The organism is Noviherbaspirillum sedimenti (assembly GCF_003590835.1).
In the GTDB taxonomy this organism is placed as follows: Bacteria; Pseudomonadota; Gammaproteobacteria; order Burkholderiales; family Burkholderiaceae_D; genus Paucimonas; species Paucimonas sedimenti.
Window position 1 is genome coordinate 4,930,147 of record NZ_QYUQ01000002.1, and the last position, 17,052, is coordinate 4,947,198.

14 protein-coding genes are annotated in these 17,052 nt (G+C 60.8%); 6 read left to right on the forward strand and 8 right to left on the reverse strand.

Annotated elements, in window-relative coordinates; genetic code table 11:
- Positions 1–78 precede the first annotated feature (78 nt).
- Positions 79–924 carry a bifunctional methylenetetrahydrofolate dehydrogenase/methenyltetrahydrofolate cyclohydrolase FolD gene (gene folD, locus D3878_RS22900; protein WP_119787565.1) on the reverse strand — a complete coding sequence of 282 codons (846 nt, stop codon included), beginning with the start codon at positions 922–924 and terminating at the stop codon, positions 79–81.
- A 132-nt stretch (positions 925–1,056) separates the two neighbouring features.
- On the opposite strand from folD, the gene D3878_RS23610 reads away from it, so the two are divergent.
- The 5 genes from D3878_RS23610 (at position 1,057) to lpdA (ending at position 7,786) form a co-directional block, all read left to right on the forward strand.
- Positions 1,057–1,254 (forward strand): hypothetical protein, encoded by a 198-nt coding sequence (locus D3878_RS23610; RefSeq protein WP_147384079.1) that lies wholly within the window; start codon positions 1,057–1,059, stop codon positions 1,252–1,254.
- Positions 1,230–3,926, forward strand: coding sequence for a pyruvate dehydrogenase (acetyl-transferring), homodimeric type (aceE, locus tag D3878_RS22905; protein WP_119787566.1), 2,697 nt, complete (start codon positions 1,230–1,232; stop codon positions 3,924–3,926). The genes D3878_RS23610 and aceE overlap by 25 nt, the downstream gene beginning before the upstream one ends.
- A 103-nt stretch (positions 3,927–4,029) precedes the next feature.
- Positions 4,030–5,376: a dihydrolipoyllysine-residue acetyltransferase gene (aceF, locus tag D3878_RS22910; RefSeq protein WP_119787567.1), complete on the forward strand. Its 1,347-nt coding sequence runs from the start codon at positions 4,030–4,032 to the stop codon at positions 5,374–5,376.
- Positions 5,377–5,407: 31 nt separating this feature from the next.
- Complete coding sequence (locus D3878_RS22915) at positions 5,408–5,980, forward strand: Ntn hydrolase family protein (RefSeq protein ID WP_119787568.1); 573 nt, start codon at positions 5,408–5,410, stop codon at positions 5,978–5,980.
- Between the two features lie 15 nt (positions 5,981–5,995).
- Complete coding sequence (lpdA, locus tag D3878_RS22920; protein WP_119787569.1) at positions 5,996–7,786, forward strand: dihydrolipoyl dehydrogenase; 1,791 nt, start codon at positions 5,996–5,998, stop codon at positions 7,784–7,786.
- An 81-nt stretch (positions 7,787–7,867) separates the two neighbouring features.
- Here lpdA and D3878_RS22925 read toward each other — a convergent pair whose 3' ends face one another.
- The 3 genes from D3878_RS22925 to D3878_RS22940 all read right to left on the reverse strand — a co-directional run bounded on the left by D3878_RS22925 (position 7,868) and on the right by D3878_RS22940 (position 10,584).
- Positions 7,868–8,266: a PPC domain-containing DNA-binding protein gene (locus D3878_RS22925; RefSeq protein WP_119788099.1), complete on the reverse strand. Its 399-nt coding sequence runs from the start codon at positions 8,264–8,266 to the stop codon at positions 7,868–7,870.
- A gap of 67 nt (positions 8,267–8,333) precedes the next feature.
- Complete coding sequence (locus tag D3878_RS22930) at positions 8,334–8,960, reverse strand: dihydrofolate reductase family protein (RefSeq protein WP_119787570.1); 627 nt, start codon at positions 8,958–8,960, stop codon at positions 8,334–8,336.
- A 544-nt stretch (positions 8,961–9,504) separates the two neighbouring features.
- The gene (locus D3878_RS22940; protein WP_119783788.1) at positions 9,505–10,584 is read right to left on the reverse strand and encodes an IS630 family transposase; all 1,080 of its coding nucleotides are present in this window, start codon (positions 10,582–10,584) and stop codon (positions 9,505–9,507) included.
- Positions 10,585–11,028: 444 nt separating this feature from the next.
- Between D3878_RS22940 and D3878_RS24755 the strand changes: the two genes are divergently transcribed.
- Positions 11,029–11,484, forward strand: a complete 456-nt coding sequence (locus D3878_RS24755; protein WP_233556438.1) for a phage integrase N-terminal SAM-like domain-containing protein — start codon at positions 11,029–11,031, stop codon at positions 11,482–11,484.
- A gap of 31 nt (positions 11,485–11,515) precedes the next feature.
- Here D3878_RS24755 and D3878_RS22950 read toward each other — a convergent pair whose 3' ends face one another.
- The 4 genes from D3878_RS22950 to D3878_RS22965 all read right to left on the reverse strand — a co-directional run bounded on the left by D3878_RS22950 (position 11,516) and on the right by D3878_RS22965 (position 17,048).
- Positions 11,516–13,771 carry an arginine/lysine/ornithine decarboxylase gene (locus D3878_RS22950; protein ID WP_119787572.1) on the reverse strand — a complete coding sequence of 752 codons (2,256 nt, stop codon included), beginning with the start codon at positions 13,769–13,771 and terminating at the stop codon, positions 11,516–11,518.
- A gap of 124 nt (positions 13,772–13,895) precedes the next feature.
- A complete protein-coding gene (locus D3878_RS22955) occupies positions 13,896–14,381 on the reverse strand; it encodes a dihydrofolate reductase (protein WP_119787573.1) in 486 nt (161 codons plus the stop codon).
- A gap of 80 nt (positions 14,382–14,461) precedes the next feature.
- Entirely contained in the window at positions 14,462–16,123 is a 1,662-nt protein-coding gene (locus tag D3878_RS22960; RefSeq protein ID WP_119787574.1) for a PHA/PHB synthase family protein, read from the reverse strand.
- 88 nt (positions 16,124–16,211) lie between these two features.
- Positions 16,212–17,048 (reverse strand): universal stress protein, encoded by an 837-nt coding sequence (locus D3878_RS22965; RefSeq protein WP_119788100.1) that lies wholly within the window; start codon positions 17,046–17,048, stop codon positions 16,212–16,214.
- Positions 17,049–17,052 lie beyond the last annotated feature (4 nt).

The following is a 17,052-nucleotide window of genomic DNA, read 5'->3' on the forward strand; positions in this document are numbered from 1 at the left end:
ATTCCCTTGATCAGTTGGGGACAGAGTACCGCTTCGCTTAACTCTGTCCCGCAATAAAAAGAACGCTGTCCCAATTTGTTAAACGCGTTCCGCAGCTTCAATGGTATTGACCAGCAGCATGGTGATCGTCATCGGACCGACGCCGCGCGGCACCGGGGAAATAAAGCCGGCCACCTCTTTGGCATTGGCGAAATCGACGTCGCCGCACAGCTTGCCGTTGTCATCCTGGTTGATGCCGACGTCGATGACGACGGCGCCCGGCTTGATCATGTCTGCGGTCAGGGTATTGCGGCGGCCGACTGCGGCCACCACCACATCGGCCTGGCGCGTGTGATAGCCCAGGTCCGGCGTGCCACTGTGACAGATGGTGACGGTAGCGTTGGCTTGCAAGAGCAGAAGCGCCATCGGCTTGCCGACAGTGTTGCTGCGGCCAATCACGACGGCATGCTTGCCGCGCAAATCGACGCCGGTGCTTTCGATCATCTTCATGCAGCCGTAGGGCGTGCAGGGACGGAAACCCGGCAAGCCGGCCATCAGTTCGCCGGCGGAGAGCACCGAATAGCCATCGACATCCTTGGCCGCGGAAATCGCTTCAATGACCTTGTGCGCGCTGATGTGCGGCGGCAGCGGCATCTGCACCAGAATGCCGTGGATCGTCGGATCATCATTGAGGGCGTTGATGCGATTCAATAATTCGGCTTCAGCCAGGTCGCCATCGTATTTTTCCAGCACCGAGCGCAGGCCGGCATCTTCGCAAGCCTTGACCTTGTTCCTGACGTACACATGGCTGGCGGGATCGTCGCCCACCAGGATGACGGCCAGTCCGGGTTGCTTGCCTTGCGCGGTGAGGGCGGCAGCCCGTTTTGCCACTTCAGCGCGGATTTTTTGGGATAGCTGGGTGCCGTCGATGATTTGTGCAGTCATGGTGTGCTTAACAAGAAGATTAGTGGTCAAACCGAGATTATAGAGCCTGGCCTGGCCGACAAGGCTGTTGCGACAGTAATACGTTTGGAGTTGATGCAGGTACCGCTGTTCCGAACAGCTTGATCATTTTCCATGACATATCGCACCACAGATTCCTTGAAAAATTCCATAATGTGGAATCAATTATCGCTATTTGAAAAAACCGAAACCCGTGCTAAACTTTTTAAAAATTCTGCCAACTTAATCAACAACACGCCGGTTTTTCTCCAGCGCGATGCTGCGACCGGCCATACAGGAGACGACAAATGTCAGCCCAACTCGACCAATTGATGGCCCAGGCCGCCAACGATCCGGACATCACGGAAACGCAGGAATGGCTGGATGCGCTGGAGGCCGTGATCGAAAACGAAGGCACCGAGCGCGCCCATTACCTGATGGAACGCATGGTCGACCTGGCGCGCCGCCGCGGCGCCCATATCCCGTTTTCCAGCAATACCGCCTACGTCAATACCATCCCCGCCCATCTCGGCGCGCATTCGCCGGGCAACCTGGAATATGAAGAGCGCCTGCGCTCCTGGATGCGCTGGAACGCCATGGCGATGGTGGTCAAGACCAACCGCGCCGACGGCGACCTCGGCGGCCATATTTCCAGCTTCGCTTCGCTGGCCAACATGCTGGGCACCGGTTTCAACCACTTCTGGCATGCACCGACTGCCGAGCACGGCGGCGACCTGCTGTACATCCAGGGCCATTCCTCGCCCGGCATCTATGCGCGCGCCTTCCTGGAAGGCCGCCTGACCGAGGAGCAATTGCTCAATTTCCGCCGCGAAGTCGACGGCAAGGGCCTGTCTTCCTACCCGCATCCGAAGCTGATGCCGGAATTCTGGCAATTCCCCACGGTGTCGATGGGCCTCGGGCCCCTGATGGCGATCTACCAGGCGCGTTTCCTGAAATACCTGCATGCGCGCGGCATTGCCGATACTGCGGTACGCAAGGTCTGGGCCTTCTGCGGCGACGGCGAAATGGACGAGCCGGAATCGATGGGCGCCATCGGCATGGCCGCGCGCGAGCAACTCGACAATCTGGTGATGGTGGTCAACTGCAACCTGCAGCGCCTGGACGGCCCGGTGCGCGGCAACGGCAAGATCATCCAGGAACTGGAAGCCGATTTCCGCGGCGCCGGCTGGAATGTCATCAAGGTGGTCTGGGGCAGTTACTGGGACGATTTGCTGGCGCGCGACAAGGATGGCATCCTGCAGCGCGTGATGATGGAAACCGTCGATGGCGAATACCAGAACTGCAAGGCCAACGACGGCGCCTACGTGCGCAAGCATTTTTTCGGCAAGCATCCCAAGCTGCTGGAAATGGTGGCGAATATGTCGGACGACGACATCTGGCGCCTGAATCGCGGCGGCCACGACCCGCACAAGATTTACGCCGCCTTCAAGGCGGCCAGCGAGCACAAGGGCCAGCCGACCGTCCTGCTGGTCAAGACCATCAAGGGTTTCGGCATGGGCAAATCGGGCGAGGCGCGCAATACCGCGCACCAGACCAAGAAGCTCGACGACGAGGCGGTGCGCGAGATGCGCGACCGCTTCAACATCCCCATCCCCGACGACCAGTTGCACGAAGTGCCGTTCTTCAAGCCAGCCGACGATGCGCCGGAAATCAAATACCTGCATGAACGCCGCCAGGCCCTCGGCGGTTATCTGCCGCAGCGCCGCATGAAGGCCGACGAAAGCCTGCAGGTGCCGGAACTTTCAGCCTTCAAGGCCGTGCTGGAGCCGACCGCGGAAGGGCGCGAGATTTCCACGACCCAGGCGTACGTACGCATCTTTACGGCACTGCTGCGCGACCACAACCTGAGCCAGCGCCTGGTCCCCATCCTGGTCGACGAGTCGCGCACCTTCGGCATGGAAGGGCTGTTCCGCCAGATCGGCATCTTCAACCAGCAGGGCCAGCTGTATGAGCCGGTGGACCGCGACCAGGTGATGTACTACCGCGAAGACAAGGCCGGCCAGATCCTGCAGGAGGGCATCAACGAGGCGGGCGGGATGAGTTCATGGATCGCCGCGGCGACCTCGTACTCGACCAACAATCGCATCATGATTCCGTTCTACACCTTCTATTCGATGTTCGGCCTGCAGCGAATCGGCGACCTGGCGTGGGCAGCCGGCGACATGCGCGCACGCGGCTTCCTGATGGCCGGCACCGCCGGCCGCACCACGCTCAATGGGGAAGGCCTGCAGCACGAAGACGGCCACAGCCATGTGCTGGCCTCGACCATCCCGAACTGCGTGCCGTACGATCCGACCTTCGCGCATGAGGTGGCAGTGATCATCCATGACGGCTTGAAACGCATGGTGGAAAAGCAGGAGGATGTGTTCTACTACATCACCATCATGAACGAGAACTACAGCCATCCGGGCATGAAGGAAGGGCAGGAAGAAAATATCCTGAAGGGGCTGTACCTGCTGCAGGAAGGCGATGCCGGCCTGAAGCATCGCGTGCAGCTGATGGGTTCCGGCACCATTTTGCGCGAATCCATCTTCGCCGCCGAACTGCTGAAAAACGACTGGGGCATTGCCGCCGACGTCTGGTCGGCGCCGTCCTTCACCCTGCTGGCGCGCGACGGCCAGGATGTCGAACGCTGGAACATGCTGCATCCGGCCGAGCAGCCGCGCGTCTCGCATGTGATGCAATCGCTGCAGGGCAGCAAGGGACCAATCGTCGCAACGACTGATTACATGCGCACCTTTGCCGAGCAGATCCGCGCCTTCATGCCCAAAGGCCGCAGCTACAAGGTGCTCGGCACCGATGGTTTCGGCCGCTCCGACACGCGCGCCAAGCTGCGCGAATTCTTCGAAGTCAACCGCCACTTCATCGTGGTGGCTGCCTTGAAGGCGCTGTCGGACGAAGGCGCGATCTCGGCATCGGTGGTGGCGCAGGCGATTGCCAAGTATGGCATCAACGTGGACAAGCCGAACCCGGTGACAGTCTGAGCAATCTTCACACCAATAAAAACTCCCTTCCCCCTGGCGGGGAAGGTCAATCAACAATAAGAGGTTCCTTCCCTGCCAGGGGAAGGAGAAGAGCGGAGCTAACATGAGCATTATGGAAATCAAGGTGCCGGACATCGGCGACTTCAAGGAAGTCGAAGTCATCGAATTGCTGGTCAAGCCGGGCGATACGATCAAGGCGGACCAGTCGCTGATCACGGTGGAGTCGGACAAGGCCAGCATGGAAATTCCCGCCAGCCACGCCGGCGTGGTCAAGGAATTGAAGATCAAGATCGGCGACAAGGTGGCGGAAGGTTCAATCCTGCTGGTGCTGGATGCCCAGGACGGGGCTGCGGCAACGCCTGCTGCCGCCGCGCCTGCCGCGCCGGCAGAATCGGCAACGGCTGCATCTGCGCCTGCGGCTGCAGTTCAGGCACCCGCCGCGCAACTGCCGGCGATACAACCGCAGCCAACCATGGCCGTGGTCGAGAGCGCGCCGGTGCCGGCATCTGGCGGCCACAAGCCGCATGCCTCGCCTTCGGTGCGCAAGTTTGCGCGCGAACTCGGGGTCGACCTGGCTCGGGTGCCGGGTTCGGGGCCGAAGGGCCGCATCCTGCTGCAGGATGTGCAGGCTTATGTGAAATCGGTGGTGGCGGGCGGTGGCGCGGCCGCACCTGTGGCGGCTGGCGGCGGCGCCGGTGCTGGTGCCGGTGGTTTCAATGTGCTGGCCTGGCCGTCGCTGGATTTCTCGAAATTCGGCGCCACCGAAGTGCAGCCAATGTCGCGCATCAAGAAGATCAGCGGTCCCAATCTGCACCGCAACTGGGTGATGATTCCGCATGTGACGCAGTTCGACGAGGCCGACATCACCGACCTGGAAGAATTCCGCAAGTCCAGCAATGCCGCGCTGGCCAAGTCCGGCGTCAAATTGACCATGCTGGCGTTCGTCATCAAGGCCTGCGTGGCCGCACTCAAGCAGTTCCCCGCCTTCAATGCCTCGCTCGATGAGAAGGGCGAGAACCTGATCCTCAAGCAGTATTACCACATCGGTTTTGCCGCCGACACGCCGAATGGCCTGGTGGTGCCGGTCATCAAGGACGCCGACAAAAAGGGCATCGCCCAGATCGCCGAGGAAATGGGCGCCCTGTCGGCGCAGGCGCGCGAGGGCAAGCTCAAGCCTGCCGACATGCAGGGCGCCAGCTTCACCATCTCGTCGTTGGGCGGCATTGGCGGCACTGCCTTCACGCCGATCATCAATGCGCCGGAAGTGGCGATTCTCGGCTTGTCGAAGTCAGCGATCAAGCCGGTCTGGGATGGCAAGCAATTCGCCCCGCGCCTGATGCAGCCCTTGTCGCTGTCGTACGACCATCGCGTCATCGACGGCGCCATGGCGGCGCGCTTCACGGTGTTCCTCGGCGATGTGCTGGCCGACTTGCGCAAGACCTTGCTGTAGTGCGTGACGAACCCCGTTATGGAGACCATGCATGACTACCTGCGTTGTCGTCAAAAAGGACAGGCAGATTGCGATCGCGGCCGATTCGCTGGTCACCTTCGGCGACACCCGGCTGTCGAACGCCTATGAGGCCAACCGCAAGATCTTCCAGGTGGGCGAATCCTACGTCACCCTGGCCGGGACTGCGGCGCATTTCCCGGTGATGCGCAAGCTGCTGACCGAGATGGGCGAGGATTGCAAGCTGAACAGTCGCGAGGAAGTCTTCGACACGTACTCGAAGGTGCACCAGATCCTGAAGGAAAACTACTTCCTGAATACCAAGGAAGACGAGGATGATCCTTACGAATCGTCGCAGATTACTTCGCTGATCGCCAATCCGTATGGCATTTTCGGCGTGTATTCATATCGCGAGGTATTCTGCTTCGAGCGCTTCTGGGGCATTGGTAGCGGCCGCAATTTTGCCCTGGGGGCGATGCACGCCGTCTATGACCAACCCGGCAGTGCAAGCGACATTGCTTTGGCCGGGGTGCAGGCCGGGGTTGAATTCGACAAAAGTTCGGCGGCGCCATACCAAATCTACAGTATCCAATTGAAACAAGAATAGGTGGGAGATAAAACTATGTCTATGCTGGAAATGAAAGTACCCAATATCGGCGACTTCAAGGACGTCGAGGTCATCGAATTGCTGGTCAAGCCGGGCGACACGATCAAGGTGGACCAGTCGGTGGCCACGGTGGAGTCGGACAAGGCCAGTATTGAAATTCCCGCCAGCCACGCCGGCGTGGTCAAGGAATTGAAAATCAAGCTTGGTGACAAGGTCTCGGAAGGTTCGTCCCTGTTGCTGCTGGAAGTGCAGCAGGGCGCTGATGCGCCTGCCGCTGCGCCGGCTGCGCCAGTGCAGACCGCAATTGCTACGGCGGCCGCTGCGCCGGCAGCATCCGCCCCCGCTGCTGCAGCGCCTGCTGCCGCCAGCTTCGCCGGCCAGGCCGACATGGAATGCGACACGCTGGTGCTGGGCGCCGGCCCTGGCGGCTACACCGCCGCCTTCCGCGCCGCCGACCTCGGCCAAAAGGTGATCCTGGTCGAGCGCTACCCAAGCCTCGGGGGCGTTTGCCTGAACGTCGGCTGCATTCCGTCCAAGGCCTTGCTGCATGCCGCCAAGGTGGTCACCGAAGCCGAAGAAATGGCGCATGCCGGCGTCAAGTTCGGCAAGCCGGAAATCGATATCGATGGCTTGCGCGGCTGGAAGGAAGGCGTGATCAAGAAGCTGACCGGCGGCCTGGCAGGTCTGGCGAAGGCGCGCAAGGTGCAGGTGGTGCAGGGCAAGGGCGGATTCTCGTCGCCAAATACCCTGACGGTGGAAACGCCGGAAGGCAGCAAGACCATCGCTTTCCGCAATGCCATCGTCGCCGCCGGTTCATCGGTTGCGAAGATTCCCGGCTTCCCATATGACGACCCGCGCCTGATCGATTCCACCGGTGCGCTGGAATTGCGCCAGATCCCCAAGCGCATGCTGGTGGTCGGCGGCGGCATCATCGGCCTGGAAATGGCTTGCGTGTATGACGCCCTGGGCAGCCGCGTGACCGTGGTCGAATTCGCCGACGGCCTGATCCCGGCGGCCGACCGCGACATCGTCAAGCCGCTGCAAAAACGCATCGAGAAGCGCTATGAGGCGATCTACCTGAAGACCAAGGTGACGAAACTGGAAGCACGGTCGGAAGGCCTGCTGGCCACTTTCGAGGGCGCGGAAGGCAGCGGCAATGCGCCGGCGGAACCGCAACTCTATGACATGGTCTTGCTGGCGGTCGGTCGCCGCCCGAATGGCCGCGAGATTGCAGCCGACAAGGCCGGCGTGGTGGTCAACGAGCGCGGCTTCATCCCGGTCGACTCGCAACAGCGCACCAATGTGCCGCACATCTTCGCCATCGGCGATATCTGCGGCGACCCGATGCTGGCGCACAAGGCGACCAATGAAGCCAAGGTGGCGGCCGAGGTCATCGCCGGCCACAAGGTGGCGTTCGATGCCATGACCATTCCGTCGGTGGCTTACACCGACCCGGAAATCGCCTGGATGGGCGTGACCGAGACCGAAGCCAAGGCCAAGGGCATCCCCTATGAAAAGGCCGCCTTCCCGTGGGCCGCGTCAGGGCGCGCGCTGGCGATGGGACGCGATGATGGCGTCACCAAGCTGCTGTGGGACCCGGAAACAAAACGCATTATCGGCGCAAGTATCGTTGGCGTGAATGCCGGAGAATTGCTGGCCGAAACGGTGCTGGCGATGGAAATGGGTGCCGACCTGGAAGACCTGGCGCTGACCGTGCATGCGCATCCGACGCTGTCGGAAACGCCCATGTTCGCCGCCGAAATGGGGCTGGGCATCATCACCGACCTGTACGTGCCGAAAAAGTAAAAAATCCTCCCTTTGACGCGGCCTTGCGGGAAACCGGGGCCGCGTTTTTTATTATGGCTGGCGTTGCGCGGCCTTCTGCGTTTACTCTGGGCTACGGACAATCAACTCGTTGAACCCGGTCCCCGCATCGTGCTCGCGCGTAAGCGAGCCATTCGGTAAGAGCGCAAGGAGAACCTCTGCTGTGGTTCTGACCTCGTTGCCGTAGCAAACGTGACCGCCATACACGCGGCCAAATGCATCAGAGACAGACATATGCATATGTGCGCCTGCGGGACAGAGACTGCCTGAAATGCTCAGGATCTCCAGAGGACCCGCGAGTTTGCATTCTGCGGATTCGCCTGCGTAGCGAAGAGTGGCTTCGACCAGGCTGCCAATGCCTGCAACCACGAAGGCTGAGTCTGTGTTTCGACTTCCCACGGCGCCTTCCAAGGCGCGCCGAAGATCAGCGCCTGGCGCGAGTCGGATTGGCAGGAGTTGCATCTGAGTGACCTGGCTTGTGTGCGTGGCTTTGCCGGCCGCAGAATGCATGCCCTTACTGCACTGATCGTTACTCAACATCTTCGAATGTTCCTGTGCGCACCTCGCCGCTGCGCGCGTAGCGGGTGAGCAGCACACCGCCAGGCGTGCTGGTCGAGTGCGCCAGGGTGAAGGCCGACGGTTGTGCGTTGTTGCCGAACAAGTGCTTGCCGCGCCCAAGTACGACGGGATAAATCATAAGCCGAAGCTCGTCCACCAACCCGGCTGCAAGCAGTTGGCGCACCATGTCGCCGCTGCCCCACGTCAATAGGTTGGCGCCGTCCTGCTGCTTGAGCGCGCGTATCGCGTCGGCAAGGTCGCCCTCCAGCGCATGACTGTTCGGCCAGTCAAGCGTATCGGATCGATGCGTGGCCACGTGCTTAGGCACGCTGTTGAACCGGTCAGCGATGGCGCGGCTGCCTGATTCGACCGGTACGCGCGGCCAATACGCCGCGAATATTTCATAGGTGCGACGCCCCAACAGCAACTCGAACGGCTGCGAGAAGAGGTTTTGCAGGTCCTGGCCGATGGCTTCGTCGGCGTAGGGCACTATCCAGCCACCGAGGCGGAAGTCGCCGCTGGGATCTTCTTCCGGCCCGCCGGGGGATTGAAAGACGCCATCTAGACTGATGTGTTCAGCAACGATGAGCTTGCGCATACAGTTCTCCAAGTCGGCGGACCAGAACGGTCCATAGATACGACGAACGCTTTGTATGTGGATCGACAACTAGCCCAACGGCCAGCGCATATTGATCTGATGCTGGCCGTGCCAAGCTTAACGCCGCGTTAACCAGCACGCAGCATGTGCCGCGAAGCGGCAAGCTCTATGCTGCGTGTCTATGTTGAACGATCAGTTTCTTGATTTATGGGAGGAGTCCATATATGAATTGTTAGGCCCTGATGTGACTAACGCCGATCGCATTTGACCTCCTCCTTGAAGGTCTCACGACTGGCCTCCAGCCTGACTTTGCAGGGGCCATCCCAGAACTCGTCCTTCCACTCACCACGCCAAGTCGCACCGCGACCATTCTTGCACTTGATCTCTCGTTTGAACTCGCCAGGTTTGGACTCGAGCTTGACCTCGCAGGGCTGCTCCCAATATGGGTCGCGCCAGGAATCCCGCCACCACCCCTTGTGTGAATCATCGGCATGAGCGATGGCAGGAAGTACCACACAGATGGAGGAAAGCAGCAAAGCTAGTGTCATGAGTTTGAAATTCGCAGACAAAATCGTTCAATACTGGCCATGATGTCATCAGCGGACTTGGTCCAGACAAACGGCTTGGGGGCGGCGTTATTGAGTTTGAGGTAATCGCGAATGGCGTCTTCCAATTGACGGGTCGAACGATGGGTTCCGCGGCGAATTTGTTTTTCGGTCAGCGTGGCGAACCAGCGCTCGACCTGGTTGAGCCACGAAGCAGAGGTCGGCGTGAAATGTACGTGGAAGCGCGGATGACGGGCGAACCAATTGCGGATGGTTGGTGTCTTGTGCGTACCATAGTTATCCATCACCAAATGAATGTCCAAATCGCTCGGAACGGAGGCTTCGATCGTGCGTAAGAATTTCAGAAATTCACTGCTGCGATGCCGCCGGTGCAACTGCCCGATGACTTCGCCCGTGGCAATGTCGAGCGCGGCAAACAAGGTCGTCGTGCCATGACGTTGGTAGTCATGGGTGCGCCGTTCTGCAACGCCAGGAGCCAGCGGCAAGATTGGCTGGGTCCGATCCAACGCCTGAATCTGGCTCTTCTCATCGACGCACAGCACCATCGCCTTGACCGGCGGATCGATGTACAGCCCCACGATGTCGCGGGTCTTCTCGACAAACAGCGGATCGGTGGATAGCTTGAAGGTTTCCTGACGATGCGGTTGCAAGCCAAATGCGCGCCAGATACGGCTGACCGCCGTTTGCGACAGCTTAGCTTCGCGTGCCATGGTGCGCGTACTCCAGTGCGTGGCGTTCGACGGTTTCTCTTCCAGCGTCTTGGCGATCACGGCATCGACGCGCGCATCATCGATCGTGCGCGGCGCGCCCGAGCGGGGGGCGTCCAGCAAACCATCCAATCTCATTTGCACAAAGCGCCCGCGCCATTTCGATACCGTCTGCCCCGTCACTGCAAGTTTGGCGGCGACCGCCTTGTTCTCCGCTCCGTCGGCACATTCCAGCACGATGCGCGAACGCAGAGCCAATGCTTGCGCCGTCTTGCGTCGGCGTGCCCAAGCATGCAATTGTTCTTGTTCTTCTGCGCTCAACACCAACGCCGCTTTCGGTCTGCCTGCCATATCATCCTCACTGTCGAAAACAATAAAACTGGGACAGCGAACAGGCAAAATAATTCAACGAATTTCAAACTCAGGACACTAGGGTTTGGTTGTACATTTCGTTCTCCTCGTCGAAGCAGGAAGAGTATATCGCTTGGTCATGGACCAACTCTTAATTGGGCACCCTAAAAGGTGCTTTGTTTTGCGACAAATCGCCGCTTTCGATCGCGGTGTTCAATGTGTAATCATTGTCAAATCAACACGTTGGCTGACTTTATCACACCCTATTTCAAAAACACAAATGCACCTTGAGACAAATTTGCAACACGGCAAATCTGGCCCCAAGCTGCGGCTGCTGGACCAGATGCGCGAGCGTATTCGCATGCGGCACTATAGTCCCCGCACGGAGGGGCTTATGTCGATTGGGTGCGCCGATTCGTATTGTTCCATGGCAAGCGGCATCCGGTGGAGTTGGGCAAGGAGCACATCGAGGCATTTTTGAATGATTTGGCAAATGTGCAGGGGGTTTCTGCGTCTACCCAGAGTCAGGCAAAGAGCGCGCTGCTATTTCTTTACCGGGAAGTGTTGGCGATCGAATTGCCCTGGCTGGATAATGTTGCCAGCGCCCGTACCCCGAAGCGCCTGCCCGCAGTGCTGACCGTGAACGAGGTGCGCAAGTTGCTGGAATGTGTGGAGGGGGCAAGCGGCTTGATGCTGCGGCTCATTTACAGCCCTGGCCTGCGATTGCGGGAGTGTTTCAGCTTGCGTGTCCAGGATCTGGATTTTGCCCGGCGCGAAATCATGATCCGTCAGGGCAAGGGCGCAAAAGGCCGCATTACCATGCTGCCGCAGACATTGCGCCTGCCGTTGGAACAGCATCTTCTGCGGGTGCGGCGGTCGCGGCGTCACCAGTCCGCTTGACGCGCCGCGCCCGCCTGTATGAGAACGCGCCTCAGTCCTGCTTTACGCAGTCGACGAAATACCCGCGCTTGCCATCCACTTCGCGCGTGACCAAGCCGTGCACGTCGGTTTCGAAGCCCGGGAATTTTTCGTTGAAGTCGCGTGCGAAGCGCAGGTAATCGACGATGGTCTTGTTGAAGCGCTCACCCGGGATCAGCAGTGGAATGCCGGGCGGGTAGGGCGTCAGCAGGATGGCCGTGACGCGGCCTTCGAGCGCATCGATCGCCACCCGCTCGATGTCGCGGTGCGCCATCTTGGCAAACGCGTCCGAGGGCTTCATCGCCGGCTGCATGTCGGACAAATACATCTCGGTGGTCAGGCGCGCGACGTCGTAGGACTTGTACATGTCGTGGATCTGGTGGCACAGGTCACGCAGGCCGATGCGCTCGTAGCGCGGGTTGACGGCGGCGAATTCCGGCAGGATGCGCCAGATCGGCTGGTTCTTGTCGTAGTCGTCCTTGAACTGCTGCAGCGCGGTCAGCAGCGTGTTCCAGCGGCCCTTGGTAATGCCGATGGTGAACATGATGAAGAATGAGTACAGGCCGGCCTTTTCGACGATGACGCCATGCTCGGCCAGGTACTTGGTGACGATCGAGGCCGGGATGCCGGTGTCGCCGAAAGTGCCGTCCAGCGACAGGCCCGGGGTGACTACCGTGGCCTTGATCGGATCGAGCATGTTGAAGCCCGGCGCGAGATCGCCGAAGCCGTGCCAGTCGTCTTCGGCGCGGATGATCCAGTCATCCTGGGTGCCGATGCCATCTTCGGCAAAATGGTCCGGACCCCACACCTTGAACCACCAGTCCAGGCCGAATTCCTTGTCGACCTTTTTCATGGCGCGGCGGAATTCCAGCGCTTCCTGGATGCTTTCCTCGACCAGCGCAGTGCCGCCCGGTGCTTCCATCATCGCCGCCGCCACATCGCAGGAGGCGATGATGGCGTATTGCGGCGAGGTCGAGGTATGCATCAGGTAGGCTTCGTTGAAGGTGTCACGGTCGAGCTTGACCGATTCCGATTCGCGCACCAGGATTTGCGAAGCCTGCGACAGCCCGGCCAGCAGCTTGTGGGTCGACTGGGTCGAGAAGATCAGCGATTCCTTGGCGCGCGGACGGTCCTTGCCGATGGCGTGCATGTTCTTGTAAAAATCGTGGAAGGTGGCGTGCGGCAGCCACGCTTCGTCGAAGTGCAGGGTGTCGATCTTCCCGTCCAGCATCTGCCTCAGGGTCTCGACGTTGTAGACCACGCCGTCGTAGGTCGATTGCGTGATGGTCAGGATGCGCGGCTTCTTGTTGACCGCTTCGCGCGCGAACGGATTGGCCTCGATCTTGCGCGCGATGCTCTCCGGCGTGAATTCTTCCAGTGGGATCGGGCCGATGATGCCGAGATGGTTACGCGTCGGCATCAGGAACACGGGGATCGCCCCGGTCATGATGATCGAGTGCAGGATCGACTTGTGGCAGTTGCGGTCCACCACCACGATGTCGCCCGGCGCCACCGTCGAGTGCCAGACCATCTTGTTCGAGGTCGAGGTGCCGTTGGTAACGAAGTAGCAATGGTCGGCATCGAAGATGCGCGCGGCATTGCGCTCGGAGGCGGCCACCGGGCCGGTATGGTCGAGCAGCTGGCCGAGTTCCTCGACGGCGTTGCAGACGTCGGCGCGCAGCATGTTTTCGCCGAAAAACTGGTGGAACATCTGGCCGATGGGCGACTTCAGGAACGCCACGCCGCCGGAGTGACCGGGGCAGTGCCACGAATACGAGCCGTCCTGGGCGTAATGCACCAGCGCGCGGAAAAACGGCGGCGGCAGGCTGTCCAGGTAGGATTTGGCTTCGCGGATGATGTGGCGCGCGACGAATTCCGGGGTGTCCTCGAACATGTGGATGAAGCCGTGCAGCTCGCGCAGGATATCGTTGGGGATATGGCGCGAGGTGCGGGTTTCGCCGTACAGGTAGATCGGAATGTCGGCGTTCTTGTGGCGGATTTCCTCGACGAAGGCGCGCAGCGATTTCAGCGCCGTCTCGACTTCGTCGTCGCTGCCGCCGCCAAATTCCTCGTCATCGATCGACAGGATGAAGGCGGAGGCGCGCGACTGTTGCTGGGCGAACTGCGACAGGTCGCCGTAACTGGTGACGCCGACGACTTCCATGCCTTCCTGTTCCATCGCGTTGGCGAGGGCACGGATGCCCAGGCCGGATGTATTTTCGGAACGGAAATCTTCGTCAATGATGACAATAGGGAAACGGAACTTCATCGAGGCCTCCAGCCGCTTGCAATCGAGCAGGCATGACAGGCAGGCGCGCGCCGGTATCCGGGCGCTGGCCTGCCGATTTTAAAAAACGGGATTGTCGCAGATATGGGGCGGCAGTGGGGGAAAATCAGGCACGCTCGTAGGTGACAAAGGCGAAATCGCAGGCATTGGCCTCGGAGTGGTGGCGCTCGCGCGCGGTTTCGCGCCACAGGGCGGGGTCGAAGGCCGGCAAGAAAGTATCGCAGGCAAAGGTCTTGGCGATTTCGGTGACGATCAGCCGCTGCACCTGCGGCAGCGCCTCGGCAAAAATTTGTGCGCCGCCGATCACGAAAGCTTCGGCGTCGCCGGCCAGCTGGGCCGCCGCCGCCATCGAGCCGACCGCCTCGACGCCGTCGTGGCGCCAGTCCGGATTGCGGGTAATGACAATGTTGCGGCGGTTCGGCAGGGGCTTGCCGATCGAATCGAAGGTCTTGCGGCCCATGATGATGGGATGACCGGTGGTGGTGCGCTTGAAGAAGGCCAGGTCTTCCGGCAGGCGCCAGGGCAGGGCGTTGTTCAGGCCGATGCCGCGCTGGGCGTCGATGGCGACGATGATGGTCAGGCGTGGTGACATGGGATGAGGGATCGTTGACGTTCAAACGGCAATCTTATGCCATTTTTCCCCTCGATGTGAAACCGCCTGCGGCCAACGGATCAGGTTTCCCTGACGTAGGTGCCGGGCGCGTCGCACAACACCGGATAGTCCGGCAGGCCGACCGGCGGCGACGCCTGCAGCGGACCGCAGCCCTCGCGCAGCCAGGCGCACCAGTCGTTCCACCAGGAGCCGGCCTGCTTGCGCTGGTCGCCCAGCCAGGTGGCGCTGTCGGTGGCGCCGCTGGCGTCACCGGCCCAGAACTCGCGTTTGGAGGTGGCGCCGGGCGGGTTGATGATGCCGAGGATGTGGCCGGAAGTCGACAGCACGTAGCGCACCGGGCCCTGGACCAGGGCCGCCGTCTTGAAGGTGCCGGCCCAGGGCGTGATGTGGTCTTCGGTGGTGCCGACCGCGTACAGCGGCTGGGCGATGCGGCCGAGGTCGAGCTTGTGGCCATCGAGTACGATGGCATCCTTCCGGGCCAGATTGTTGGCGACATAGAACTGGCGCAGGCAGAAAGTGTGCATGGCGCGCGGCACCCGGGTGCTGTCGCCATTCCAGTAAAGGACATCGAGCGAGGGCGGGGTTTCGCCGTACAGGTATTTGTGCACCACGTAGTGCCAGATCAGGCTGTTCGGACGCAGCATGCGGAAGGCCGACGACATTTGCTTTTTGTCGAGGTAGCCCTGTTTTTCCATCAGCTGCTCGATGGTCGCCAGGCTGTGTTCATTGATGAATGCCTCGATTTCGCCCGGGCGCGAGAAATCGGCCAGCGACGACAGCAGAGTCCAGTGCGCCACCGGCATCTGGGTCGGCTTGAACTTGCGATTCAACAACGCCATCAGCGCCGCCAGGGCGGTGCCGCCGATGCAATAGCCGACGGCATGCACCTTCGGCGCCTGCGTGATCGCGCGCGCAACCTCGATCGCCTGCAGCATGCCCTTCAACAAATACTTCTCGAACGTATTGTCCGCCATGTCGGCGCCAGGGTTTTTCCAGCTGATCATGAAGACCGTGAAGCCTTCCTTGACCAGGTGGCGCACCATGCTTTTCTTTTCATTCAAGTCCATGATGTAGAACTTGTTGATCCAGGGCGGCGCGATCACGATCGGCATGGCATGCACTTTTTTGTCCACCGGTTGATACTGGATCAGCTCGATCAATTCATTGCGGAATACCACCGACCCGGGCGTGCTGGCCAGTTCCTTGCCGAGCGTAAAAGCAGCTTCATTGCCCAGCATTTGCACGTCGCCCGCCTTGAGGTCGGCGAGGAAGTGCTCGACACCCTTGGCCAGGCTGGCGCCGCGCGTTTCCATGGCCTTGTTGAGGGCGACCGGATTGGTAAAGAAGAAGTTGCTGGGTGCCAGGGCATTGAACCACTGGCGGGTCCAGAACGCGCCGGCATGGCGTTCCTTGCTATCCAGGTCGGGGGTGTCATAGACGGTGCGTTCAAGCCAGCGGGTGTAGGCCAGATAGTGTTGCACCATGAGCGAATTGCCCAGGCTGGCTTGCCACTCCGGGTCGTGGAAGCGTTCATCGCCGTGCGCCGGCTTTTCGGCAGTTTTCGCGTTGCCGCCGGCGAGCGCCGTCAGCGCATTCAGGTTCAGCATCCACAGGCTGGCTGCCAGTTCACGCTGCGCTTCCATCTGTTGCTGCGGGTGCCGCAGCCAGGCTTGCTGGATCTTGAAGAAGGTATTACCAATGCCAAAAGGATCCAGTTGCATGGCCTGCTCTCGTTTTTTGCTGGAATGGAAATATTACTCCTAATCAAGAACTGTGTTCGGGATTTCAGGTCATGCGTGGTTTTTGTGTTCAATGCGACATCAGGACCGGCACCGTCATCGAGGCAAGCATGGTGCGGGTCACGCCGCCCAGCAGAATTTCGCGGAAGCGGGAGTGGCCGTAGCCGCCCATGACGATCAGGTCGGCGCCGAGGTCGGCCGCCAGCGTCAGCAGGGAGTCGCCAATGTTGCCGCTGGGGCGACTGGGCAGCAGTTCAGTCTTGATGCCGTGGCGGGCGAGATACAACGCGATGTCGCTGCCGAGGGGCGGCTCCTGGCTGGCAGTGCCATCCTGGTTGAAGAGCGCCACTTGCACCAGCTCGGCTTGCCGCAACAATGGCAAGGCGTCGGTGACCGCGCGGGTGGCCGAGCGCCCGCCGTCCCAGGCGATGAGGACACGCTTGCCGATACTGGCGAAAGCGCCGGCATAGGGAATGATCAGCGCCGGACGGCCGCTGGTGAAGACAATGTATTCCGGGAAGTCGGACAAGACGGTTGCCGCCGCTTCGCCGGGGTCAGCCTGGCCGATGACGACCAGGTCGCTGTAGCGCGCCAGCGTGCCAAGTCCGCCGGAAGCATCGTCATCCAGCAGGCGCTTTTCGAGCGTGGACAAGCCTTCCTGCTGCACCAGCGGTTCGGCCTGGTCGAGCGCGCGTTGGGCGCGCTGGCGCAGGTATTCGAGATGGATTGCCAGACTGGGGTCGGGCGGCAGTGTGGCGCCGCCCTGGAACGCATAACGCGAAATACCGGTCGCCGCTGCACCGATCAGATGGGCGTCGTACGCCCGCGCCAGCCTGGCGGCAATCCGGATGCGTTCGGCCGCTTGCCGGGAGTCGTCCACGTGGACCAGAATTGTCTTGTAAGCCATGACC